Consider the following 22820-nt stretch of genomic DNA (forward strand, 5'->3'; position numbering starts at 1 on the left):
GGAGCAGATATGGCGGCTACGAGCGTACATAAGCTCGGCGGTTCCATGACACAAAGCTCGGTGCTTAACGTTCGCAAAGGTCGTGTTAATCCGCAGCGCGTGCAGACGATCATCAGTATGCTGACGACCACTTCGACTTCCTATATATTGCTTGCGTCGCTAGACACATCGCGCCGCAATCTAGCGCTTAACGGACATGAGCTTGCCGAGAAAGCGATCTCGCTTGCCCAACATGCTCGCGCGGAAATTAATAAGATTCCGGGACTCCATAGCTTCGGAGAAGAAATTCTCGGAGGCGAAGCGACGTATGATTACGATCCGACGAAAGTATGCATTCACGTCCGTCATCTCGGCATTACCGGATACGAGACAGAGAACTGGCTGCGCGACAACTATAATGTTGAGATCGAGCTGAGCGATATGTATAACATTCTTTGCCTAGTTACGCCTGGTGATACGTCCGACTCGGTATCAAAATTAATCGAAGCGCTGCGCGGGCTGTCCGATAAGTTCCACGAAGGCGCTGAAGCACGCGAGCTCGTCGTCAAGATTCCGGACATTCCGCAGCTCTCGCTGACGCCGCGCGACGCCTTTTACGCCGAGACAGAAGTTATTCCGTTCAAGGAATCTGCAGGCCGGATTATTGCTGAATTCATCTACGTCTATCCGCCGGGAATTCCGATTCTGCTGCCGGGCGAGGTCATCTCGCAAAAAAATATCGACTACATCATCGATCATGTCGAGGTCGGCCTGCCAGTCAAAGGACCGGAAGATCGCAGCATCGAGTACGTGAAAGTAATCGTCGAAGAAACGGCTATCAGCTAATATCCTTTTATTGTCACTGCCAAACGGTCATGCTATGATGTTGACAGAGGTGAGAGTCGATGAGTCAGAGCGCTTATATTAAATTCGTGCAAGGTTCATTAGCCCCGAGCTTAACGTTAGACGATGTACGCAGCAATCTGCAGCATTATAGGGAACAGACGGCGCTCACCGGAACCCAACTCGATTGGGATTATGCTGAAGCCGCTTTCCCTTACACGTTCGAATCGAAAGGCGACGATCGCTGGTTCTATTTGAAAGGAATCACATCTCACTACAATCACATTCTATTCGGCACTGGCGAAGCGACTAGCGCGGCCGGAGATACCGTACCTTGCGTACAGGTCGTCCTGCCGGACAGCGCGACGCATGGGGACAAGGCGAAAGCTAATGAACTATGCAAGTACATGGCGAAGCAGCTGCAAGCCGAGCTTACGCTGTTCAACGGCCGGACCGTTTATTATTATCCACGCAAGTAAACGAAAGCATAAGAAAAGAAGGGGCAGCCGCGGCTGCCCCTTCTTTTCTTATGCAATGATAAAGTCGGCGAATTACTTCGCTTCGTTCTCCGTACGAGCAATTTCCTCGTAAATAGCTGTAACGCGATCCCACTCGGCGTCGTCTTCGATGCCAACGAGGAATGCTTCTTCGTTCTCTTCTTCAATACGGAAAATAACGCCGTCCGCTTCCGGATCGTTGCGATCCAGCAGAACTGCGTATACATTGTTCTCGGATTCAAACGTATAAACCATAACCATTTCACGCTCTATGCCTTCATCGTCAGTCACGATAAACACATGCTCTTCGTGCTCATGGTCTTCACCGCAACCGCAATTATCTCCATGCTCATGCTGATGCTCGCTCATAATATTACCCCATTTCAGTTATATATGCATACCTTGCTATCCTACCACGATATGTTATGCTGGTCAAACAAAACGCCTCCCCGTAATGGGGAGACGTTCATTAAGGCGCTAGTGACGATATTTGCTTCTCGGAGATGGCTTGCCATTCATCTGAGCCCTTCAGCTTAATGAAGAATAGAATCGGATATTTCCCGACAGATTCGAACTTGTACTCGATATCCTCCGTTGCATACCAGAAGTTATCGCTCTTTGGATTAACTGCTCCGCTCTGTATGACTCTCTCCTTGCCGCCAGGGTCGAATATAGATACCTTAACAGCCGTTATTTCGGCCTTCAAGTTATCGATCTGGGCGAACACCTTAAAGCTGCCTTGGAAACCTTTGTTGACGTTGCCGAAAACGTTATTGTTCCGGAAGAGGAACATATGCACATTTGGTTTGTCGACCGTAGCCCGCTTGCTTTGATTGTCCCACTCCACTATAGCTTGCATAGAAGATGCGATCTGCCGCAGCGGCAAATAAGTCTTGCCGTCTACGATAATTCCGCCGTCATCTTGATTTATGCCATTAATAATGACTCGTACCTTCTGAGTTGCAGCATCCGCGAACAGCATCGTTCCGCCCCATAGGGAGAGCAGCACCAACAGAACAATTACCTTTCTGAATCTCATCGCTGTGGACCTCCATCCGATTGCCTGGATGTAAGTTTATACTCACAGAGAAGTCCAAAGTTGCGGGGCCGCTTCATATTTTTTCATTGCTGCCTCAAAGCGCAATGCCTGTCGTCAGTCGCTGTCAAATGCTGTTGAAATATGCGCTTGCCTGGGAAATAGTCAGAAAATTAATTTTATTACCCGTAGGTTCTCGTAAGGACGCAAGGTACCCCTTTGCCAACGGCTCCCGGCTGCCGCATCCGATCCAAATAGCGCATCCCTCTTGTGCAAGGCGTCTTGCATACTGCACATGTATCGGACAACACAAGCTTATAATGATATTGTTTCCTCTCGCTCGCCGGTTTCTTTTTGGCTACTTTCCCTTTTCCTTTGCCTTTGCTCAACTTGGATGCACCCCTTCGATATTATCCATTCGCTCCTGCATTGTATGTAGAGAGGGGCAAATGTGCATCTACATTTGGCATCAACAAGTAATTTTTGGTACAGTAATGACATGAAGACGATGGAGGAATCCTTATGTTTATTCAAATGGTTGGGACAGGTAGTGCTTTTGCCAAAAAATACGATAATAACAACGCCTTGATCGAATCGGGAAGCTTTCGCTTACTGCTGGACTGCGGCATAACGCTCCCAAAGGCGCTTCATCAAACAGACTTAACTTTCAATGATCTTGACGCCGTATTAATTAGCCATATCCATGGCGATCATGTTGGCGGGTTAGAAGAGCTTGCCTTTCAAATGATGTTTAAATATGGGCGTAAACCGGTTCTTTATATTGTAGAGGATATAATCGAACCTCTATGGGAGCAGACGCTTCGAGGAGGGCTTACGCAAGGTCCTCTGCAGACGCTGGGCGATTTTTTTGAAGTGCGAAAGCTTCATGCTGACCGTGAAACGGAGATTGCGCCAGGCTTAACGGTGCTGCCGATAGAAACGAAACATATCGAGAACAAGAAGAGCTACTCCTTCCTATTCAACCGCCGCTTCTTCTACAGCGCTGATATGCGTTACGACGGAGAACTGCTGCAGAGTCTCGTCAATGATGGGGTTGAGACAATCTATCATGATTGCCAATTGGAAACGCCGGCTGTTGTTCATGCAGGCATAGACGAGCTGATGACGCTGCCTGACGAGATCCAACAGAAAACGTGGCTCATGCATTATGGCGATTCGATGGAACAATTCATTGGCAAGACGGGTTCTATGCGATTTGTAGAGCAGTTGAAGCGTTACGAGGTATAACAAGATTTCCGCGTCCGTGTATGAGTGCGGTTTAAAGTTCGCATACTACTGGGCGGGAGGCTGATTACAATGGAACAGAATAACGGACAAGAAGAAGTAGTAGCCGTCAGAAAAAATGGCGATGGCAGTATCGTCGAATTCAAGCTTTCGTCTGGCAATGTGGTCGACTATCTAACTGCTCAGTCGATGGTCCGCAATAACGAGATCAACAACCTGCAATTGTTCCGTGGCCGCGACCATGAAGAGCACTTACGGTCGGTGCCTGACGGGCGCACAGATAATAATCTAGATAGTTTACCAACTTTCTAAGCGTTGATTGGTACGCATTGTATAGCGACGCAACAAAGAAGAACCGACTGACGTCGGTTCTTTTTTGTTTGATGGTGCATGCATGTATTGGATTAAGATGAATTTCATCGGACTTTACCTTTTCAGTGCTTTCTAGGGCCATCCTTCCCCAGTTTCCTTCTCCATATGAACTGCTCATCGTAAGCAAGCGAGTCGTCCTTCACAAACTTGGCGACACTTCCAATGACAATGCCGATAATCCCAAACATGCCAATCAGCCAAATAGCCAAATACGCATACTGCTCCGCCAACCGATACCGCCTCCTGCACGCTTTCTATATGTATACGCGGATCAGACCGGCTTTAGAATACGCATTCATAGGCATTTGCCAGTTATTATTAACCTCCCTAACAAACACCCAATCACTTTATAAACAGCCAACATACATTACAGAGTACTTTATGACAAGGAGGTGCATCGTATAATGTCTGGATTTGTAGGCGGCGCCTTCCACCACAACAACAACATCGGTTTTATCTTGGTATTGTTCATCCTGTTGGTTATTATTGCTTGTAGCTGCGGAGTAGTAGGCGGCTATGGAAAAGGCTGCTAATTAGTTCACACCACTGCAATAATAATGCAGTATAAGCATCGTGCATGAACGAAAGGGCTATCCTTAACGTCGTTAAGGGTAGCCCTGTTTGTTCCATTTGTAGTGATCAAACTTTTTCCTCGAAAAAAATGAATATTATGGTTGACTTCGGTTTTCGATCCTGATATATTATTAATTGTCGCTAATACAACCTGATCTGTTAGCTCAGCTGGGAGAGCACTATCTTGACAGGGTAGGGGTCAGTGGTTCGAGCCCACTACAGATCATACTAGAAGAAAACCGCGAAGCCTTATAAACACTAGGCTCGCGGTTTTTTCGTTTYGATTTCATCTTCGAACTCCGAGATAAGATGATCCCTGTTCACCAGTTATTAAACTCCAACTACGTAAATACCATCCTTGTATTCATTTTGTTACATTTTCAATCGCTTCGTTGACCCTAGCAAAAAAAGCCAATGCTTCTTTTTCCAGCTCAGGAGATAGATTATATTGAATAGCTGCTTTGTATCCCCCGTAAATATTAGCCATTACTCTAGAACGATCATGATTATCTAGCCCTTGCAGTCTTTCCCACAGCTCTATTACTTCCGCCATTTCCATATAACGTACGCTCCCTACTCATTTCTTTTTTCTACTAATTGAATATTGTGCGTTTAGCTTATCGAAYGCGTTTGATGACACCTTATTACTATTCAATCCAGGTCTGCCGATTTCCTTCTAAATGATTCCGCAACCGTTAATCTCCATCTTCTTCTTTGCCTCTCGTTGGCATCAAAGCTTACTGTCATTTGAATAGTTCTAGATAACGAATAGTACAAACTATTCCTTCATAAAGTTACTCTTGAAGATTAATGTTTAAAGGGAGATGCTGCCATTGTTAGATCAGGCATTTGTAGCTCGTTCTTTAGAAGAGGTTAGGTTTTGGTCTCGGATTATGAAAGAGCATTCACTATTTCTGAAATTGGGATTCCGTTGCGAGGATACTCAATTAATTAATGAAGCAAATCATTTCTATGCCATCTTTGAAGCAATCGAAAATAAGTCAAATGCATTTRCGATCGGAACAGACCCAACTGTAATTAAACGTTTCAATGAAGAAGTGCATACGGCTGTTTCCTATATTTGGGCATTCAAAAGAAAAGTTCTCGGTTTAATATTGACGTGCCAGCTTCCAGGTGCAAACAACTTCCCTTTGTTAGTTGATCATGTGAGCAGAGAAGCTAATTATTTCAGAAATCGGTTGTCGGAATTAAATTTAGGTCGTTTGGAGCCTCTACCTGATGCTATTATCGACGAGAATGTTTTCTTCCTGAGAATTATGGCTGATCACGCCAAATTCATTAGCCATTTGCTTGATCCTTCTGAGCGGCAACTCGTGGAGCAAGCAAATAACTTTAGTCAAGAATTTGACACCTTGTTGTTCCAAGCAAAGGACTTGGAATCTATGCGGCCACAATCGCAAACTGTACCGTTGCTTGATCAATTTCTCGATCAAAATAGGGTCTCAGTTAAGTCCCTTCGTGACTTTAAGAGAACAGCTCGTGATCTAATTGAAGCCTGTCGTATAAAAAGTATCATTCATCCGTTACTGGCCGATCATGTATTTCGAGAAGCAGAACATTTCCTTGTTATAATCGACATGTTTGAAAATAGTCTGACAGGTAACAGTGCTTAATCACTGAGTCATATTTATTTACGCAAACTAAAATAACCCCTTCACCATCTATCATGTAGATGATTCGGGGGTTATTTTTCCAAGCCTGCAAGGTTACATCAGGTGTTGATTAACGGCTGCCGCCGCTCAATTGTTGCTCAGCGATTTGGACAAGCTTCTTAGTGATGTATCCACCAACAGATCCAGCATCGCGAGTCGATAAGTTGCCATTGTATCCGTCTTGGGAGAACTGCACGCCTAGAGATTGTGCTGCTTCCATTTTCAACTGATTGATGGCTTGTTTCGCTTGTGGTACAACCAAGTTGTTTGAACTGCTCGAATTTTGGTTAGCCATGTATGCTCACTCCTTTCTTGGATGTGAGGTTATTTTGTGATGGAACTTGGTTATATATACATCGCATTAAAAAAAATTTTAAATGATCTCGTTCCGGATATGTTGTTCCACATAATTTTGAAATCAAAACTGCCTATAGATGCAACAATAACCGTATATTGCACGTCAAATAAGTGCTGCAGCAAATCATAAACGAGGTGATTCGATGAAGAAGAAATCTTTACTGACGTTCACAATAATAGCCGTGTTGCTACTTGCGCTCGGACAAACTGTGTGGGCATTTAAGGATGTTAAGAACGACCCGAATGAAGCGAAAATCGCAGAGCTTAAGAAGCTTGGGCTGCTCAGCGGCGTTGGTCAAAGCGATAATTTCGATCCTAAAGGGAATCTAACTTACGCCGCAGGTATTTCCCTAATCGTCAAAAGCTTGGATCTTAACTTGGACCATGTCCGTTTCATCAGAGCTCCCAAAGCGACGGATTCATTTCCGAATTTGAAGGATGATGTGTGGTATTCCCAATCATTCATTATCGCTGCATTTTATGGTCTTGAAGTTCCAAAGACGGTTAAAGCAAGCGACATCATGACAAAAGAGCAATTCGCGCATCACCTGTTCAAAGCAATTTCCATCAAAGGCGACTATGCCTTTATAGAGATTTTCCTCATGCTCGAGGATCAAGCAGACGTTAATCCGTCTTACTCGGACAGCATTCAGAAGCTCCTCATAAGCAAAATCGCGCAGCTCGACAGCTCGAACAAGTTCTATCCGAAGCAGCCGGTTACTCGCAGCGAAGCAGCAGGCTGGGTGTATGACAGCATTCAATTCGTCAAGAACACGGAGCCGGTTATTACACCAGAGCCAACGCCAGATCCGATTATTGATGCGAAGCTTTCTGTAACGCCAGTTAACGGAGACGTGAACAAAGTAACCGTAACAGCTCAGGTGCCTCATCCAGGCTATGGCGTTAGGATTGCGTCCATCGTATTCGAAGGTAAGCAAGCCATCTTAAGGCTTGAAGCAACGCAGCCAGATCCGGACAAAATGTATCCACAAGTCATTACGGATGTTCAAATATCCACTTATATTGATGCAGCTTATGAGCCCGTTATCGGCAGCTCTGAAGGCGGCGGTACTTCGGGTAATGAAGGTGTTAGCTCCAGCGAGGGCTTCCCGATTTCCGAATAATATCGAAAAGGCTTCTCACGCAATCCGATAAGCGCATCGGATCACGGCGAGAAGCCTTTTTGATAAGATATTTAGAAAACAAAACTTTCCTGTGTCGCCTCTGCGTGGTTTGGAATTTGCCAGTCGATCTCCGCGCTCCCTATGCTTGCTAAGAAGGCATTCGTCTGCGAGAATGGTTTGCTGCCGAAGAAGCCTTTGCGTGCCGCTAATGGGCTTGGATGAGGCGAAGCGATGATATGATGCTTGTCCGCTTGTATATTCGCCGCTTTCGCTTGAGCATGATTTCCCCAAAGGATGAATACAACCGGTGCCTCGCGTTCATTCAGCGCTTCAATGACTGCGTCCGTGAAGCTCTCCCATCCGATTCGCTGATGCGAATTAGGCTTGCCCTCTTCCACGGTCAGTACCGTATTGAGCAGCAGAACGCCTTGCTCTGCCCAGTGCTCTAAGCAGCCATGATCAGGTATCGGACAACCGATGTCAGCCTGAAGCTCCTTATAAATATTTTGAAGGGAAGGCGGCGTCTTTACACCTTTTCTTACCGAGAAGCTTAAGCCATGCGCTTGACCCTCCCCATGGTAAGGGTCTTGCCCGAGGATTACGACTTTTACTGATTCATAAGGTGTATAGTGAAGGGCGTTAAATATATGTTCTTTGGCCGGATACACGATTTCATTGTTATACTTTTGCTCGAGAAGAGCCAGCATCTGCTGAAAATAAGGTTTCCCCAGTTCCTGTTCCAGCCGCTGAGCCCAGTCGTTATTTAGCTCGAAGCTCATTCGTATGCACCTCCAACTTTGTTCAAAACTGCTTAAAACCAACAACTAGTCGTCCCATAATTCATCCATTAATTTCTTCACGGCATTTTGACGTGCTTCTGTCGCTTGATTATCCGTCTTCCACATAGCTCCGCATAGTTCAACAACATCGCCTATTTGCACGCTGTCCTCCACTTGATCTCTTCGAACATCCTGCATCTGTCCGTCAATTTCAATGATGACATATTCACCTTCAAAGCGATCAACAATTCCACTCATGCAAAAGCGCCTCCACATGTAACCTTATTCGCAAGCAATCCCATCACCGTCACGGTCAAGCTTAGCATTATAACCAGGGTCATCTTTGCGAATGGGCGCTTTGCCCGCTTCCCTGACCGCTGCACAGCTCTCAAACACGCTCTGCTGGGTGAGCTTATCGCTTGCAGTGTCGGTTGCCTTCGCATCGACTAAACGGTCTGTATGATCAATCTCAAGCGAAGTACCGTCAGTAACAAATAAAATGTTTCCTAATTGATCCGTACGATAGACTACTGTACCTTGTTTCTTAAGCCTACCCAGCACCTCGTTCGTAGGGTGGCCGTAGTTGTTCGTCCCCGACTGGATAACCGCATACTTCGGCTGAATCTTCTTCAACCATTCAGAAGAGGTTGACGAGTTAGAGCCATGATGACCAACAAGCAGCACATCTGCTTTTAAGCTGACGCCAGACTTCATGATATCGTTCTCGCTCTCCGCTTCTGCATCGCCGGTTAGAAGAAAAGGATGGTTCCCGTAGCTTAGCTTTACGACCGCACTCATTTCATTCGTATCTTCATAGACGGATACAGGCGCGATCATGAGAACCTCGACATCCTGCTCCCATTCAAGCGACAACCCGGCTTTCGCCGTAGAAATCTTTAATGACTTCTCCTTAATCGCCGTCAGTACATCTTCGAATGTCTTTGTATTGGACTGAACCTTCGGCATATAGATCTTACCTATATCGAAATGGCGAATGACAGCATCCAAACCGCCAACATGATCCGCGTCGGGATGCGTGGCGATCAATATATCGATCTTGTTTAACCGCTGACTTTGAAGGTATGCGACCATCTTCGCTTCTTCGCTATTATTCCCGCCATCGATAAGTATGGTTTTGCCGGTTGGACCAATTATAAGCTGTGATGCGCCTTGCCCGACATCAATGAAATGGACGCTGAGCTTGCCGGCCGTGTCCACCACCTCGTCATTGTTCGCAGGCGCAATCTGGCAGGCAGGCAATAGTATCAAAATGATGCCCATTAACAAGCAAAGCACTCGTGTTTGTAATCTCGTCATTCCTGTCTCCTCGTCTCTACTGCTTGTCTAACCCTTTCAAGAAATAAGACAGCCTGATCTCAACCTCTTCTACCAAAACATCTTTAATTCGCGAATCACGTTTAAACTTCCATTGCTCATAGTATTCCGGTTTCATATAAACGTAAGTATTGTAGGAACCGATCTTGAACGAAACTTTATACCCTTCGAACTTGCCGCGCGACATGCCTGCTCACGATCCTTTTCATATGGTAATGAATGAATGCCTTCTCTCTTCTTATTATACTATCTCATATTGTCATAGGTTGTCACCAAACAAATGTTCGACAAATATCTCTATCAATAAAAGACATCTATCAAGAAAAAACTCCCTCTTCTCAGCTGCGGTTCACAGATAAGAAAAAGGAGTTTTATGTACGTCAATCATATAGTCCGATAAAGGATGCCGAGGACGGGAATCGAACCCGTACGGTGGTCACCCACCGCAGGATTTTAAGTCCTGTGCGTACTTGTATCATATAGAAAGCTTATAATATCAACACTTTGCGGTATCTGCTCGGTTTAAACTTAACAGGATTTTCTTTGTTATCCCCTTCATGATTAAAGGAATCCTGTGGGTATATATTAGACATTTTATCATGCTTATCGGGTGTTAACAAGGTGTATAATACAAACACAATAAATTCCCCAAAGTATACGTGTCCAGTCAACCGACATATCATTCAGTACATGACCGTTATCCGTACTTTCTCCTTTGGATACCTACAATTGTATTTACGTCATCAATCCAATCGCTTCCTAAATGGGCGTTCAGAAGCGTATGCATATCTTTATACGACCATATCTGTATCCTCTTATCCTCTTTTTTTAGACTTTCACTGACATAACCAGTACAAAAAATGACCCCTCTGTTCACTTCATTCTTATCAATAACACGACTAAATGCTTGAACAGCCTGTAGAGTAAGTCGAGTAGTCTTATATAGCTTACACTCTACATAGACCTGCTCAAAACCATCAGGTCTTTTACCTCTAGCTATAATATCCTTTCCACCGTCGCGAGTGGCTTTAGTCCACAAGGTGTCATAGCCCATATGGTCATACAAATACTCAATGAACCATTCAAATTCAACCGATTTTAATGTCAGTAGCTTCTCAATAGAGTTTTCGCAGTGAATAAACTTGGCAAAGATAATTTCTATACACTGTTCTATTCCAATGATACGATCATCAGGGAGATTGGGCTGTGAGTATAAATAACTTTCAAGTGCTTGTACTGCATTGTATGGTGCTATTGGAAGCAGTTCTAGTATCCATGTAACTCCTTCCCAAGCATCTAGTCCTTTACTAAGTCTGATTATATTTTCACTACTCGCCATCTTTTCAGCACGTTGACGAATTTTCGCATCTGCAACTCTCTGCATCATCTTGTTAATCGCATAGTCACTTGTATCTTGATTGCGTGTTAAAGGCTCTAATAGGCACCTCAGCAAATTCTTAACTTCTGCATGTTGTACATCATTGATGTTCTCTATATACTTTTCCAGCCACTCGTCATACGGAATCCTTAATGCTGGATATACTTCTTCTCTATCTAACACAAGGTTCTGCCACTCTTCAAATGTCTGATAGTTAGTTGTGTAAAGCCACTCGTTCAATTCCATTTGTTCCGATTCCTCCTATCCTTTTTTCAGTTATGATCCTGATTCGAGTGCTTTATTCTATCCCATTTAATCGTAGTCCTTGCCGCTAATCCCTTCGAAACTCATCAAATATTTCTGACGAGTAAGCCCAAGCATTACACTCAATTCCCTTTTGCTTGTATTAATGAGTAACAACTCATCCTAATACAGCTATTGCTCATGCTGCCATTAAATCTGCCTGAGTTCGTCCAAACTCTGCAATTACCACCAGTATCCCCAATATAACTATTCATGTAAACATAGTACCAGCACGCCAGTCTCATTATTTCCGCATTACTTTTTTGACATATTTCTCTGCTTTGTAATCCTTCTTAATTTCATGAAGCTCATTACTATTAGCTTCTCTCCATGATTCCAAGATCATCCTTGGTTCAGCTTCAATTCTGTCCTTGACCCCTTGAATATCATCTTGCTTGAATGCTTCGATTATGTATATCAAGTCATCACGATCCAATAGCTTAACATGATTAATACCAGCTAGTGTTTCACATGGCTCTGTGTACTTGGCAGAAGCTATCACAATAGCCTTTCTCGCCTTGTAGTACCTCATACATGCGAATACTTCCTGTACTGCACTTATACCAACTGGGTCAGTGTATCGCTTCGCTTGTACCACATTCCAATGCCTTCACGATCAGTAAAAACTACATCTGCTCCAAAGTCTCTAGCACCGACTGTCTTATATACGCCCTGATAACCAAGATGGAGAAATAATCTGTACAAATACATTTCAAACTCAGAACCATCTTCCATCCTATCAATTTTTTCGATGTTTACTTCCTTTAAATCATAGTACTCCTCCAATGGCTGAATAACACTCTTGTTTGCTGACTTTTTACTAATTTGAAACCCAACTAAGGCAATTACACTTACAATGATAATTGTTATGAAAATAATGAATCCAACCACAACACATAAACCTCCAATTTAACATTACTTTCCAACTAACTTTAACCTAAACCTTATGGACTAATCCTAATAGAATACTAGTTAAATACTACCATAATTAGTGGACACAAAATATATCTATATTAATTCATCTCTTCAAAAGCATCACGAGTTCCTGACTGTATAAGTACAGATCTTCAACTATGTTTCAACTGTATATTCATGCCGCCTTCACAACAAAAAGCCACCCAAATTGAGTGGCTAATCATTATACATACCATCTACTGCCATACCGTCGATGGAAGTAACAGCGCGGATGCCTATTGTGTATTTTGCAATTTCATCAGCATGTAGTCAGCTACGATACCAATGGCTTGAATTGCATTAATTGCTTCGGCTTGCGTAATACTAGGAAGAAACGGTCTTCCATGACCCGTACCTTCTTTGTTACGAATTGCATTTACTGAGCAGCCCAACTCGTATAGTGATCTTTCATAACGCTTCATATAAGACTCATTAGACTCAGCCCTCATTTGGGGTGTTGCCATCTCTAGAGCAGTAAATGCCTGACCTAACAAGAATGGAAAACTTTGATTCGAACTAGCTTGCCCCCACTTTACATGAATAACATGCTTTGAAACTGCTTCCATTAAATCTTTTCCTGTTCCTGCCAGTAAAGCCGCATCTGCTGAGCCTTTTCTTGCTCTCCGCACATATGCTTGTAACGCTTCGGTCATTTCTTTTTCTGATAGGTTATCAAGAACTGCTGGCTGAATTTCTCCAATAAGGGAAAACACGTATCCCTCTGACCGAAATGCATCAATAGCATTTGTTATCGCTTCTTTACCAACAAAGTTACTTGATTCCTCTCTAAATCCTCCGCAACCACGAATTGTATCAATTAGCCTTTTAATTAGCTTCTCTCCGGCTTGTACATCGTTTTCAAGCGCCCAATAAAGCACAGCACGTATACGTTTGAATTTGCCTACATTTTGCCCTTGCTTCTTAGGATCAGCATGAGTCAGCTTAACTTGATTAATAAGGAAATCAATTTCCGAATGACTTGGCTCTCTCTTAATATCAAGAAGTGAATCATCAATCATTTTAGCTACAGTTATAGCTATAGTTTCAGTAAATGGAACTGTTGCTGATCTCATATGATACCTCTCATTCTTTGATAGTTCCTAGTTTCTTATCCAGATGAAAATAGTTTGTTTTTAACCAGTTTATTAGCGCGTTCGTTAAATTGCTTTTTCAATATCTATATCACCAGAAATAAAATTGTTTTCCTCGAAGTTTTTCCTTAGCGAACTGTCCACTTTCATTTCGATTTCCACTAAAATAAAGTCGACTCCTTCATTCGGTTCAACATCTTCATCAATCTTTACTTCAATCTCTTGCGCCTGAGCATCTTTATCAGCAATGAATTTTTCAAGTTTCGATAGATTTTCTAACCATTGTTCTTCGTCATATATTTCAACTGCATCTTCATCAAATTCCATATATTCTTCTAGTATATCCGTCTCGTCAGCATCCTCTGCGTTTTCCATTAACTGTAATGGCGCATTTATGTCAATCTTATTACAGTACATTTGATACAACATCATAACGACTGTAGCACCTGCTGAAATAAATATCTCATATGGACTGTTATGTGTAACACTTTTTAGATCTATTTGGGATTCGTCATTTCCTTCTTTTTTAATAAAGCTTGTAGCCAGAAACTCTATTGATTTTGTCTCGTTATGAAATACACCAATTATTGGTCGCTGAATGTCATTGAACTTATTGTAAAATCTACGTATGAGTTTGCTATATAGTTCTTTGAACTTCTTTGTTTTGAACTTCTCTAATAATGGTTGTTTAGATAGTAAAGTTTCAAGTTGCTCTAGCTCAGCCTTATCATTGCAGAAAAGTGCATGCTTCCCATTTAATTCCTTGATTTTGTTATTAACTTTTTCACGGATTTCGTCAAGTCTATCATTCTTAGATAATGGGGTAATTAGGGATCCCAAATCATTCTGAAAAGAAATTAAATTTAACTCCTTTTCATTCGATAAAAGAACCTCAGAAACATAAACATGTAACCTATCMTTAAAAGGTTTTACACCAGACTTGTTCATAATTGTATAGGTCGATGAAAACAATTCAAACAATAGAGAGATTGAATTGATTTCTTTGTTGGGATACAAAGATAATATRTTCCCCAAGTGATAAGTTTGCTTTGCACCCTTTTGTGTTAATAATGAACTTTCACTTAGGTTGGAATAACTACGATGAATATTAAATGACTTGTCAAATAGTACGATATTTTCAGGCTTCACTCCTTTGTTCAACCGTAATCGAATCTCTTTTAATAATTCTTCTTTATAATGTAGTATGGTTATCTTCTCGATGAAATCAGTGATTCTCCAAGGTTTTACATATCCAACGTCCTCTTGTTTAAATTTAATATTATATCTACTCATCCTTTTGTTTACCCCCATCAATTTTTCTATTCACCTGTTCCATAACTTTAGTAGTTTGATTTAGCTTTTTGATTAACGTCCGATTTTGTGAATTAAGTGCATTGTAACTTTCCACCAGTTCAATATGCTTCATATCTTTGTCGTTTATTTTTTGCTTTAGATTTAGAATTTCATGATTCAGCATTGTAATCTTGCTATTATCCGCTTTCGCCCTGTTCTCTGAAAATTTTCTATTCAATACAATTGCTCCAATGGTAGCACCCAAAGCTATCATAAGTACCGCATTTGAATCTATTTGCAACATATGATTATTAATTTCTTTGTACCAAATGAAGCCCGAGCCTATAATTGCAAGTAGAAAATATATCCCACCTAGTGTAATCATTATGTATTGAACCGCTGTTGAAATAGCTTTATGAACCTTGTGAAATATAGACCCTGAGCTAATACCAGATATCGTGAAGAACAATGCGCTAACATTAAGACACGCAACTTTAAAATCATCTAGTATGAAAATTTCGAGTTGCATTAATATTCCTAAGACAACAAGTACGATGGCTAGAAGGTAATACATACTTTTCCTCCCCTCGAATAATCTTACTATATCTAATTAAGTAGGCTAAACTACCCACATCTTCTCTTTGGTCAATTTTACCACATTATTTGTGATGGTAGTGTATCAAGATTCAAGGGGTCTGATTCTCAGAATAAATTGTTGAAAGGGGCTGCAAAGAAAAAAAAAACTGAGACAAGCGTTTCGGAAAATACTCTTGTGACTRACACCGCATCTGATAGTTTACATTGCGGGTAGTACAAGTCATTTTGGCGTACATATATAATTTTCACAATCATCTGGCACCAAAATCAATTTGTAAGTATTCCCCAATTTAAGATTTATAGTTATAATGGCCTATGAGAACATAACTACACTAAAGAGACAGGGGAATACTAATTTGGCTAGAAGACGCAAAAAAGAACCTACAATTGTAGAATTAGCAATGCAACTAGCGATTGGTTGCGCCTTTATACTTGCCTTTAACTTAACGTTCAGCAAGTATGGAGCAAGTTTGGGAGGATCATGGTTAAACCCGCTTCTTATCATCATTATCATAGCTCTGGCTACCAGTATTGGCTTTAGAATCGTATATGTACAAGAGAAGCTGAAAAGAGCTAACATCAACGAGATCGACAAAATGAGCGGCACAATGTTCGAACGCTACCTAGAGCAGTTTTTCAAACGTCAGGGCTGGCAAGTGAAACGCACTGGTGGTAGAGGTGATTATGGGGCTGATTTGATTCTGTCATCAGCAACGAAGAAAGTTATCATACAAGCCAAACGATGGAAGAAGAACGTGGGCTATGAAGCCATTCAGCAAGCTTATACTAGTAAAGATGTTTATGGCTGTGACGAAGCATGGGTAATAACCAACTCTGGTTTCACAGAGCAAGCAAAAGATGGAGCTAAGCGCCTTAGAGTTAAGTTGTGGGATAGAGAAGTTCTCATTGAGCAGATGGCGAAGGTAAATGCAGTACAAACGATTAACGTGAACTTAGAAGAAGCAGCTAATGAAGTAGCTGCAACCTCTATCCATGCTTCCAAGAAGCATACCGATGATTTATTTGTTTGTGCTAGATGTGGGAAACCAGTGACTAATAAGGTCAAAGATTACTGCCTATCCAATCCAAAACGATATAATGGACGTATTTATTGCTACGATCATCAACGTAGATAAAGGTAGAGGGGTTGCTTTAATGCGTTCAAAACCCAGTATCGATCAGTACCTAATCTCTACATGTCTTTTTAGACCATAAATATCCAATTTCTCATGTATTCATTGAAAATCTATAATTTTGCCAAAATGATATAAAATATTGTGTTTTCGACTCTTTAAGAAGTGAGGGATAAAAAGGGTACATACTCCTTTTCCAAGAGCGATTATAAATCAACCTTTGCCAATCATGGCAAGGGTTATTTGTCGTCCTCTCCTCAACAATTCGATAAAGGGGATGGGGCGTTATGGGAAATGAAATGGAGAGCAAAAATGAGGCTTTACAAATGGAAGAATGGCTTCCAGTAACGGATTACGAAGGACTATATGAGGTGTCAGATCATGGACGAATTAAGAGTCTTAGCAATAGTATTTCTCGTAAAGAAAAGATTCTAAAACAGCAAATACGCAATGGATACATGAGTGTGGAGCTGTCTAGGAAAGGTCAAAAATCAAAGAAATTCTTTGTTCATAGATTAGTTGCAATAGCGTTTATTCCTAATCCAGAAAACAAAGAGCAAGTAAATCATTTGGACGCTTGTAAATTCCATAACAATCTAACGAACCTCCAATGGACGACTCGAAAAGAAAATATCGCTCACGCAATCGCGCTTGGACTAATGAAGAAGAATAACAACCCAGTAATCGCAACTCATTTGGACTCAGGCAAGCAGCGCAAGTTCAAGTCGCAGACAGAAGCATCTAAGGAACTTGGCATTTATATGAAGAATATCTCCGACGCGCTCAATGGAAGAATCGCACATGCAGGTAGATGGGCATTTGAGCGTAGTTCGTTAGACAAGAAATCTTCATAACACAATTCAAAAGCAATCATCGGTATCCCAATGTTGACATAGATTAACTTCTCTCTAACCCCCAATACGAAATCGTATTTGGGGGTTTTACTGTAATCAGTAACGAGTACACTCTTGTCCCATACACAGAGAAGGTTTACATGATAACTCCGCTATTGAACATCTGAATACCATTCATGATCTCAACATGAACGATATCGATGGCAATAGAACCAGTTGGGTTGCGAACACAGAAAACTGGTCGATAACTCATGAATCACTTGTATTCCTCCTTTACTATAGCAAGCACATTGACTGTTGAAAATTATATATTCATGGAGGTAGAAATTATGAGTCACGAGTTCAGATGGATTACAGGGAAGATTACAGATAAGACACAAGCAATTGATTCAAGAGGTAATCCACTATATTGGAAAGATTCAAGTAAGAGCCAACTCACAAATGAGGTTACACCATATGTAGCTTACAGTTACACGACTGAGGAAATGGAAAAATTGAATATTTCACTTCAAGGTTATGGTGATGAATCAATGCCTGTTAGTTTGTGGGGTACTGGTGATGGGGTCATTAAAAATACTGAGTTTGAGTTTGGAGATAGTGCGCGGGGTTATATCTACAAGACAGATGAAGCGTTTCATTTCAGATATAATGCAAGCAATACTGGATTCAAACGGGAATTACAGTTAAACGATGATGGAATTTTGATAGAAAGTAATGGTCAACCAATAAATCTTATAGGCAAAGGATTCAAAGTAGAGTCTAGCGATGGCATGATTCAAATGTTACACTCATCAGGCGCATCCTTTGGAATTAGTGAAGATGGGAATACAATTACCTTAAAGCTTGACAATGGAAGCGTAATTGAGCTAAATAATGAAGGCTTGTATGCGGATATTAATGGTGACATTGATCTAAATGCTACAGGCGATATTAAGCTTACTGGTACAAAGATTGATCTAAACTAGACGTAATTTTGGGGTATTCCACCATTACTTAAATAGAAGAGCATTATCTCATCCGCACTAGATTATTCACTTTAATAGCTTTTATAAAAACAAAAGCCTATGAGCTTGTTGCTCATAGGCTTTGTTAATTATTGCTTATTCTTCATCGTCTTCATCCTCTTCACGTATGACACGTGCGGTTCCTTCGCGTGCTTCATCTGACATTAGATGAAAAGGGATTATTCGATCATGATGCTCCCGCATATTCAACCAGTACTCAATGTCCTTAATAGCATCAAGAGTATAAGAATCATAGTATTGCTCTAAACAATCTGGATTTGTGCATTGCGCACCATTAACTCTAATGCTCAATAGTCGCTTCTTGTTTGATTTTAACGGAATATCTAGCTCAACATTAGTAACATCTTCACATCCACACATTACGCACTCAATTATGTTTAGCTGCCCTTCCTTAAAGTCAGGTTTAAGCGTTCTCTGTCGATGCAATTCTTTTTGGCGTTCGAGTTCCTGTTCTCCAAATGCTGATTTGAACAACTCATCAAGGTTCTTTCCCTCATTATCGAAAACAACAAAATCTATCTCATAGTTGATATTTGTAATTGCTTCTAGTGCTGTTTTTATCAACTGCGTATATCTAGTCTCTAACCAGTCTCTCTTATGAGAGGAGTTTGTTACGAGAACAATTTTGGAGTCATCGATAATATCTCCAATTCTCAAACCAGCTATCCAAGATGAATATGATGGATTTKAGAGACGTTCTTTGATTTCCAAATGAAGTTTCAACTGCAAATTCGCAATATATTTTTTTTTGAGTTTTTCTTCATTCGTTCTTGCTTGCTCCCATATTCGTGGAAGTTCTTGCTCGAATTTGTTCAGTATCCTCTTGCTTTTTTCATCCTTGTCTTCGGTCATCGTCACCGCTCCCTTTCATTAAACAAAAATCTACCTTCAATTCAGATTTTTTTACCAATTACCATTCTAGCCCCATTGTGACATGCATTATGATAGATGTTATATTTCTTCTGCTTACCTAAGTAACGAACACAAACACTCAACTCACTAGACAACGTCTCGATTAGATCAAATATTTCAACAACAAGTTCACGCATATAGGCTTTCTTACCAGCACCTTTATAAATGAAATTCTCAATAACATGAACATCTGAAAACACATTTACCTTCATTGGGTTGTGTGAGTATCTTTTGTACTCCTCAATAATCATAGGTAAGGTTTCGAGAGTGAATTTTACAGCTAATAATTCAGCGTACAGTGATTTATTAATATACTGAGTGTATATCTTCTTCGACTCTACAAAAGTCATCCCACAACCAACATAGCAAGCAGATAATCCAATAATTGATTGTCCAAGGCAATTAGAGCTATCGCAATATGCATTAACGATTTTCCGATTATAAAGAATTTGGTTTAACTGCTCCATCCTACCATCACTTATACATAAGAATGGATATCTAAATTGCTGATAATTAACGATTTCACTAGCTATAGTACTTCATTCCTTTCAATCAAATTTTGAAAGAAAACGAGATTAAATAAAACTGATCTTCCATTTAGAGTCCACTTAGGGTCTTCATTAACGCTTGAACTTCCGAATGATGAACATCAATCATATCTCCATCTGCAACTAAACTGATCTGTATTTGAGAAAGGAATCGCGAATAACCAGATACCATCCTCCGCGTATTACCACTAGATATTAAGCGAATATACACTCTAAAGTCGCTCTGATCTTGATTAGGTTCGACAGCAAGAACAAACTCAGTGTAATCACGAGTTGTTCCTTTTGCCAGCGGTAAAATGCCTTTAATAATCTTTACTTTCACTTCATGTCCAATTAAAGATTCAAGCGGGACGCTGCCAGTGATATTTGAAACTTGCATTTCAGACATTGAAATCCCTCCAAAATAGATTAATGCATTCCAAGTGATCTGTGCTTATTACGACTACATTTCTCTCCCCCCTCTCAACGAATGCCAAATAAAGTGCTGCGCCAATTTTTCACATTAAAAAAGCAGAGAGGCTTAGTAGCCACTCTGCTTGTTAAAACCGTATGATTTTGTCTCAGGAATCCTATAGATAAGGAGGTTCATAGACACTCAACTCTTTCATAAAGGTATTATTACGAGATCATACCACACAAAAAGTCTTTTGTAAATTTATGCCAAATAAAGTACTGTTTAAAAAGGAAGATCATTCATTTCGTCATCATCGTCATCTTCAATTGAAGAATCATTATATAGATATTTTCCACCTGTCCTTTCGTATGCCGCTTGACTCATAACTTTCCGTACCTCTACTTTCCTTCTTGAATCAGTAAATTGAGTTCTATCCAGTGTCCTGTAACCATTTGCTGGAATCCTCTTATCCTGAGATAAGCCAGGCACAAATGTGTTGTGTGAGCTTGTAATCATGTTATGAGCTTCCAAGGTTGTTAATACTTCCGAAAGCTTGGTACTCTTTATACCAGTGTCTACAACTAATTGTTCAATAGGGCTATTGTATTCACCTCTAAAGTAGCCATTCATACACTTGATAAAAGAATACAAATAGAATCCAACGACTCCTATATCGCTGTGCTTCATACAGAAGATAAATATATTAATGTAAATTTCAGTAGTGTTTTCGAATTGATAAAAATACCCTGTCGCTTCATTCTCCCTTTCAGATTGTTCATCTCCATAAATTCCTCTAACAGGGAAATTAATCTTTCTAGCCCTCGGCTTATCAAATGTTCCAGTTGTTTTATTTTGCTCAGAATACATCACCCAATCTACAAAGGAATAATCAGTAATGCCATATTCATCTGTGTAAAAACGAACATCAATCGGATAATCACCTTCCTTTCGCAAGTAACCTAATTTCGAAAGGATACCTTGTTTCTTCGTGATATAGCTTTTCCCATCCTTCCCTCGACTGTCAGGTGAAGTGTTGCAAATCATGTACATGACCTTATCATCAATAAAATTCTCACCACTCTCCCTATCATAAAACGTAAAACTTGCATATCTATACATGTACGAAGCTAAATAAAGATAAGAAAAGGCAAATGCAATGTGATTTGCATTTGCCTTTCTTGATTTGAAATCTTCGCATTTGACCAAGTCACTAAACACTTCATTTGGCATGAAGATTCTATGCTTACTTTCTCCATCTGCCCCTAAAATCATTTTAAGCTGTTTCTCGTCATAGTAAGTACCACTGTTAATAGCCAAGCCAACCACCTCTATATATTCACTAATCAATAATCATTACCTAAACTGATATTCCTTCAAGGCTTTCTTTAACTCATCGTTTTTTTCGAACATCCAGAAGGGCATAAGAGTTTTAGCGTGAAGGGCATAACAAATAAAAGAAATACCCTTGTCCATTTTAAGAAACTTGAACAAAGGTACTGAGTAACAGTAAAAATATTCTGTTGTAAATGTCCTGCTCACAATGACCCATCCTCTTCGTTGCCAACCGCACTAAGAATGTACTCTCGATATTGTTTTTCCTTTTCTTTGTGAAGGTTCACAATTTCGTTCTCGTACATTGATAACATAGGAACTGATACCCCAATTTTTGATGCCAAGTCTTTTAGTTTTATCCTCTGTTGCTTTCTCAACAACTGGTATCCTTGCCTTACACTAAACTCAAATTGCATTCAGTAACTCCCCCTCAAAATTGTCTTCTTAACTAGTTAAGTGATGGCAACTTAAAAAATTAAGCATTCTGGCAGGGGATGTTGAAAATCAATAACGTGCGATTTGCGGTGTATATATAATATATAGATATACATCTGCAATAGATTTATCTTTATATAATACATATTATATATATGCCGTAAATCGTACATTTTAGAAAATCGACTTTCTTAAATGTCTTAATGCAATGCACACAGTTGCAGCGATTCATAGAATTACAGATTTTAAAGACCTTTAAAGGTTTGCAAGGTTTGAACAACGTTAAAGGTACTTTAAAAGTTCTCAGATTGCGTGTCGCGTTGCCTTTTAAAGTGTTTTAAGCACGTTAAAATTCTCTGAAAGCTTGCAGAGGTATGAAAGGTTTCAAACCTTTAAACGAGGTTGAAACTATTCTCAAACTCGTCTTTCCTCCAAAATTACAATTAGAGACGCAGTACACTCACTGTACATAGAAATGTAAAAATCGAGTAAAATTAATAACTTCACGAAAGAGCCTTATCGTAGCCACGAAAGCTATTTAATACAGATATTGGGTATCATTCGTAAATCGAGGTCGGAAGTCTGGATGTATGAGTTACCGCGCTGTAAGGGTCTGTCAATAATTTTGTGTAAACTCATTTATAAGGAACTCCCCCGAGGGGGAGTTGGCCTGTTAGCGTAGGTGCTGGCCGACTCGATCAGGGAAGAAAACGGAGAGTTGGAGCAGCATTTGTCCCCAGTTCTGAACACGACCGGTC

General features: G+C 40.6%; 31 protein-coding genes and 1 tRNA gene. 11 read left to right on the plus strand and 21 right to left on the minus strand.

What is annotated here, in order from left to right:
• Positions 1-825: aminotransferase class I/II-fold pyridoxal phosphate-dependent enzyme (locus AB4Z33_RS26510; RefSeq protein ID WP_442052777.1), on the plus strand; the 825-nt coding region annotated here is incomplete at its 5' end.
• Between the two features lie 59 nt (positions 826-884).
• Positions 885-1301: a DUF1885 family protein gene (locus AB4Z33_RS26515; RefSeq protein WP_442052778.1), complete on the plus strand. Its 417-nt coding sequence runs from the start codon at positions 885-887 to the stop codon at positions 1299-1301.
• A gap of 72 nt (positions 1302-1373) precedes the next feature.
• On the opposite strand, the gene AB4Z33_RS26520 is transcribed toward AB4Z33_RS26515, so the two are convergent.
• The 3 genes from AB4Z33_RS26520 to AB4Z33_RS26530 all read right to left on the minus strand — a co-directional run bounded on the left by AB4Z33_RS26520 (position 1374) and on the right by AB4Z33_RS26530 (position 2744).
• Complete coding sequence (locus tag AB4Z33_RS26520; RefSeq protein ID WP_337098693.1) at positions 1374-1688, minus strand: DUF1292 domain-containing protein; 315 nt, start codon at positions 1686-1688, stop codon at positions 1374-1376.
• 100 nt (positions 1689-1788) lie between these two features.
• Positions 1789-2358, minus strand: coding sequence for a stalk domain-containing protein (locus AB4Z33_RS26525; protein WP_442052779.1), 570 nt, complete (start codon positions 2356-2358; stop codon positions 1789-1791).
• 179 nt (positions 2359-2537) lie between these two features.
• On the minus strand, positions 2538-2744 hold the full coding sequence (locus tag AB4Z33_RS26530; RefSeq protein WP_337098691.1) for a hypothetical protein: 207 nt from the start codon (positions 2742-2744) through the stop codon (positions 2538-2540).
• A gap of 127 nt (positions 2745-2871) precedes the next feature.
• On the opposite strand from AB4Z33_RS26530, the gene AB4Z33_RS26535 reads away from it, so the two are divergent.
• Both AB4Z33_RS26535 and AB4Z33_RS26540 read left to right on the plus strand, forming a co-directional pair.
• Entirely contained in the window at positions 2872-3603 is a 732-nt protein-coding gene (locus tag AB4Z33_RS26535; protein ID WP_442052803.1) for an MBL fold metallo-hydrolase, read from the plus strand.
• 69 nt (positions 3604-3672) lie between these two features.
• Positions 3673-3912 carry a DUF3892 domain-containing protein gene (locus tag AB4Z33_RS26540; protein WP_442052780.1) on the plus strand — a complete coding sequence of 80 codons (240 nt, stop codon included), beginning with the start codon at positions 3673-3675 and terminating at the stop codon, positions 3910-3912.
• Positions 3913-4034: 122 nt separating this feature from the next.
• Here the strand turns inward: AB4Z33_RS26540 and AB4Z33_RS26545 are convergent, their stop codons facing one another.
• Positions 4035-4202: a hypothetical protein gene (locus AB4Z33_RS26545; protein WP_337098689.1), complete on the minus strand. Its 168-nt coding sequence runs from the start codon at positions 4200-4202 to the stop codon at positions 4035-4037.
• Positions 4203-4376: 174 nt separating this feature from the next.
• Here AB4Z33_RS26545 and AB4Z33_RS26550 point away from each other — a divergent pair, with 174 nt between their 5' ends.
• Together AB4Z33_RS26550 and AB4Z33_RS26555 are read left to right on the plus strand one after the other, a co-directional pair.
• Complete coding sequence (locus tag AB4Z33_RS26550; protein ID WP_442052781.1) at positions 4377-4505, plus strand: YjcZ family sporulation protein; 129 nt, start codon at positions 4377-4379, stop codon at positions 4503-4505.
• A gap of 193 nt (positions 4506-4698) precedes the next feature.
• A tRNA-Val gene (locus AB4Z33_RS26555) sits at positions 4699-4771 on the plus strand.
• Between the two features lie 138 nt (positions 4772-4909).
• Here AB4Z33_RS26555 and AB4Z33_RS26560 read toward each other — a convergent pair.
• Positions 4910-5104, minus strand: coding sequence for a hypothetical protein (locus tag AB4Z33_RS26560; protein ID WP_442052782.1), 195 nt, complete (start codon positions 5102-5104; stop codon positions 4910-4912).
• A 265-nt stretch (positions 5105-5369) separates the two neighbouring features.
• Here AB4Z33_RS26560 and AB4Z33_RS26565 point away from each other — a divergent pair, with 265 nt between their 5' ends.
• Positions 5370-6179, plus strand: a complete 810-nt coding sequence (locus AB4Z33_RS26565; protein ID WP_442052783.1) for a DUF2935 domain-containing protein — start codon at positions 5370-5372, stop codon at positions 6177-6179.
• A gap of 109 nt (positions 6180-6288) precedes the next feature.
• On the opposite strand, the gene AB4Z33_RS26570 is transcribed toward AB4Z33_RS26565, so the two are convergent.
• The gene (locus tag AB4Z33_RS26570; protein ID WP_337098675.1) at positions 6289-6513 is read right to left on the minus strand and encodes an alpha/beta-type small acid-soluble spore protein; all 225 of its coding nucleotides are present in this window, start codon (positions 6511-6513) and stop codon (positions 6289-6291) included.
• A 205-nt stretch (positions 6514-6718) separates the two neighbouring features.
• Here AB4Z33_RS26570 and AB4Z33_RS26575 point away from each other — a divergent pair, with 205 nt between their 5' ends.
• Complete coding sequence (locus AB4Z33_RS26575; protein WP_442052784.1) at positions 6719-7699, plus strand: S-layer homology domain-containing protein; 981 nt, start codon at positions 6719-6721, stop codon at positions 7697-7699.
• Between the two features lie 71 nt (positions 7700-7770).
• Here the strand turns inward: AB4Z33_RS26575 and AB4Z33_RS26580 are convergent, their stop codons facing one another.
• From AB4Z33_RS26580 to AB4Z33_RS26625, 10 genes are all read right to left on the minus strand, one after another.
• Positions 7771-8478, minus strand: a complete 708-nt coding sequence (locus tag AB4Z33_RS26580; protein WP_442052785.1) for a uracil-DNA glycosylase — start codon at positions 8476-8478, stop codon at positions 7771-7773.
• A gap of 45 nt (positions 8479-8523) precedes the next feature.
• A complete protein-coding gene (locus tag AB4Z33_RS26585) occupies positions 8524-8736 on the minus strand; it encodes a DUF3006 domain-containing protein (protein WP_442052786.1) in 213 nt (70 codons plus the stop codon).
• Between the two features lie 24 nt (positions 8737-8760).
• On the minus strand, positions 8761-9795 hold the full coding sequence (locus tag AB4Z33_RS26590; RefSeq protein WP_442052787.1) for an MBL fold metallo-hydrolase: 1035 nt from the start codon (positions 9793-9795) through the stop codon (positions 8761-8763).
• 16 nt (positions 9796-9811) lie between these two features.
• Positions 9812-10000 carry a hypothetical protein gene (locus AB4Z33_RS26595; protein WP_442052788.1) on the minus strand — a complete coding sequence of 63 codons (189 nt, stop codon included), beginning with the start codon at positions 9998-10000 and terminating at the stop codon, positions 9812-9814.
• A gap of 510 nt (positions 10001-10510) precedes the next feature.
• Positions 10511-11437: a restriction endonuclease gene (locus tag AB4Z33_RS26600; RefSeq protein WP_442052789.1), complete on the minus strand. Its 927-nt coding sequence runs from the start codon at positions 11435-11437 to the stop codon at positions 10511-10513.
• A 301-nt stretch (positions 11438-11738) separates the two neighbouring features.
• Positions 11739-12092: a restriction endonuclease gene (locus AB4Z33_RS26605; protein ID WP_442052790.1), complete on the minus strand. Its 354-nt coding sequence runs from the start codon at positions 12090-12092 to the stop codon at positions 11739-11741.
• Entirely contained in the window at positions 12053-12385 is a 333-nt protein-coding gene (locus tag AB4Z33_RS26610) for a restriction endonuclease (protein ID WP_442052791.1), read from the minus strand. The genes AB4Z33_RS26605 and AB4Z33_RS26610 overlap by 40 nt, the downstream gene beginning before the upstream one ends.
• Before the next feature lie 299 nt (positions 12386-12684).
• The gene (locus AB4Z33_RS26615) at positions 12685-13521 is read right to left on the minus strand and encodes an abortive infection family protein (protein WP_442052792.1); all 837 of its coding nucleotides are present in this window, start codon (positions 13519-13521) and stop codon (positions 12685-12687) included.
• Positions 13522-13605: 84 nt separating this feature from the next.
• On the minus strand, positions 13606-14832 hold the full coding sequence (locus tag AB4Z33_RS26620; RefSeq protein ID WP_442052793.1) for a hypothetical protein: 1227 nt from the start codon (positions 14830-14832) through the stop codon (positions 13606-13608).
• A complete protein-coding gene (locus AB4Z33_RS26625) occupies positions 14825-15406 on the minus strand; it encodes a hypothetical protein (RefSeq protein WP_442052794.1) in 582 nt (193 codons plus the stop codon). The genes AB4Z33_RS26620 and AB4Z33_RS26625 overlap by 8 nt, the downstream gene beginning before the upstream one ends.
• Before the next feature lie 379 nt (positions 15407-15785).
• On the opposite strand from AB4Z33_RS26625, the gene AB4Z33_RS26630 reads away from it, so the two are divergent.
• The 3 genes from AB4Z33_RS26630 (at position 15786) to AB4Z33_RS26640 (ending at position 18381) form a co-directional block, all read left to right on the plus strand.
• Complete coding sequence (locus tag AB4Z33_RS26630; RefSeq protein ID WP_442052795.1) at positions 15786-16565, plus strand: restriction endonuclease; 780 nt, start codon at positions 15786-15788, stop codon at positions 16563-16565.
• Between the two features lie 284 nt (positions 16566-16849).
• Entirely contained in the window at positions 16850-17416 is a 567-nt protein-coding gene (locus AB4Z33_RS26635; RefSeq protein WP_442052796.1) for an NUMOD4 domain-containing protein, read from the plus strand.
• 329 nt (positions 17417-17745) lie between these two features.
• Positions 17746-18381, plus strand: a complete 636-nt coding sequence (locus AB4Z33_RS26640) for a hypothetical protein (RefSeq protein WP_442052797.1) — start codon at positions 17746-17748, stop codon at positions 18379-18381.
• A 135-nt stretch (positions 18382-18516) separates the two neighbouring features.
• Here the strand turns inward: AB4Z33_RS26640 and AB4Z33_RS26645 are convergent, their stop codons facing one another.
• The 5 genes from AB4Z33_RS26645 to AB4Z33_RS26665 all read right to left on the minus strand — a co-directional run bounded on the left by AB4Z33_RS26645 (position 18517) and on the right by AB4Z33_RS26665 (position 22043).
• Positions 18517-19293 carry a DnaA N-terminal domain-containing protein gene (locus tag AB4Z33_RS26645; protein ID WP_442052798.1) on the minus strand — a complete coding sequence of 259 codons (777 nt, stop codon included), beginning with the start codon at positions 19291-19293 and terminating at the stop codon, positions 18517-18519.
• 41 nt (positions 19294-19334) lie between these two features.
• Positions 19335-19820 (minus strand): hypothetical protein, encoded by a 486-nt coding sequence (locus tag AB4Z33_RS26650; protein WP_442052799.1) that lies wholly within the window; start codon positions 19818-19820, stop codon positions 19335-19337.
• Positions 19821-19950: 130 nt separating this feature from the next.
• Positions 19951-20289, minus strand: coding sequence for a hypothetical protein (locus AB4Z33_RS26655; protein ID WP_442052800.1), 339 nt, complete (start codon positions 20287-20289; stop codon positions 19951-19953).
• Positions 20290-20577: 288 nt separating this feature from the next.
• Positions 20578-21612, minus strand: a complete 1035-nt coding sequence (locus AB4Z33_RS26660) for a hypothetical protein (RefSeq protein WP_442052801.1) — start codon at positions 21610-21612, stop codon at positions 20578-20580.
• Between the two features lie 218 nt (positions 21613-21830).
• Positions 21831-22043 carry a helix-turn-helix domain-containing protein gene (locus tag AB4Z33_RS26665; protein WP_442052802.1) on the minus strand — a complete coding sequence of 71 codons (213 nt, stop codon included), beginning with the start codon at positions 22041-22043 and terminating at the stop codon, positions 21831-21833.
• Positions 22044-22820 lie beyond the last annotated feature (777 nt).

The sequence above is a fragment of the Paenibacillus sp. 2TAB19 genome, from assembly GCF_052115185.1.
Lineage (GTDB): Bacteria > Bacillota > Bacilli > Paenibacillales > Paenibacillaceae > Pristimantibacillus.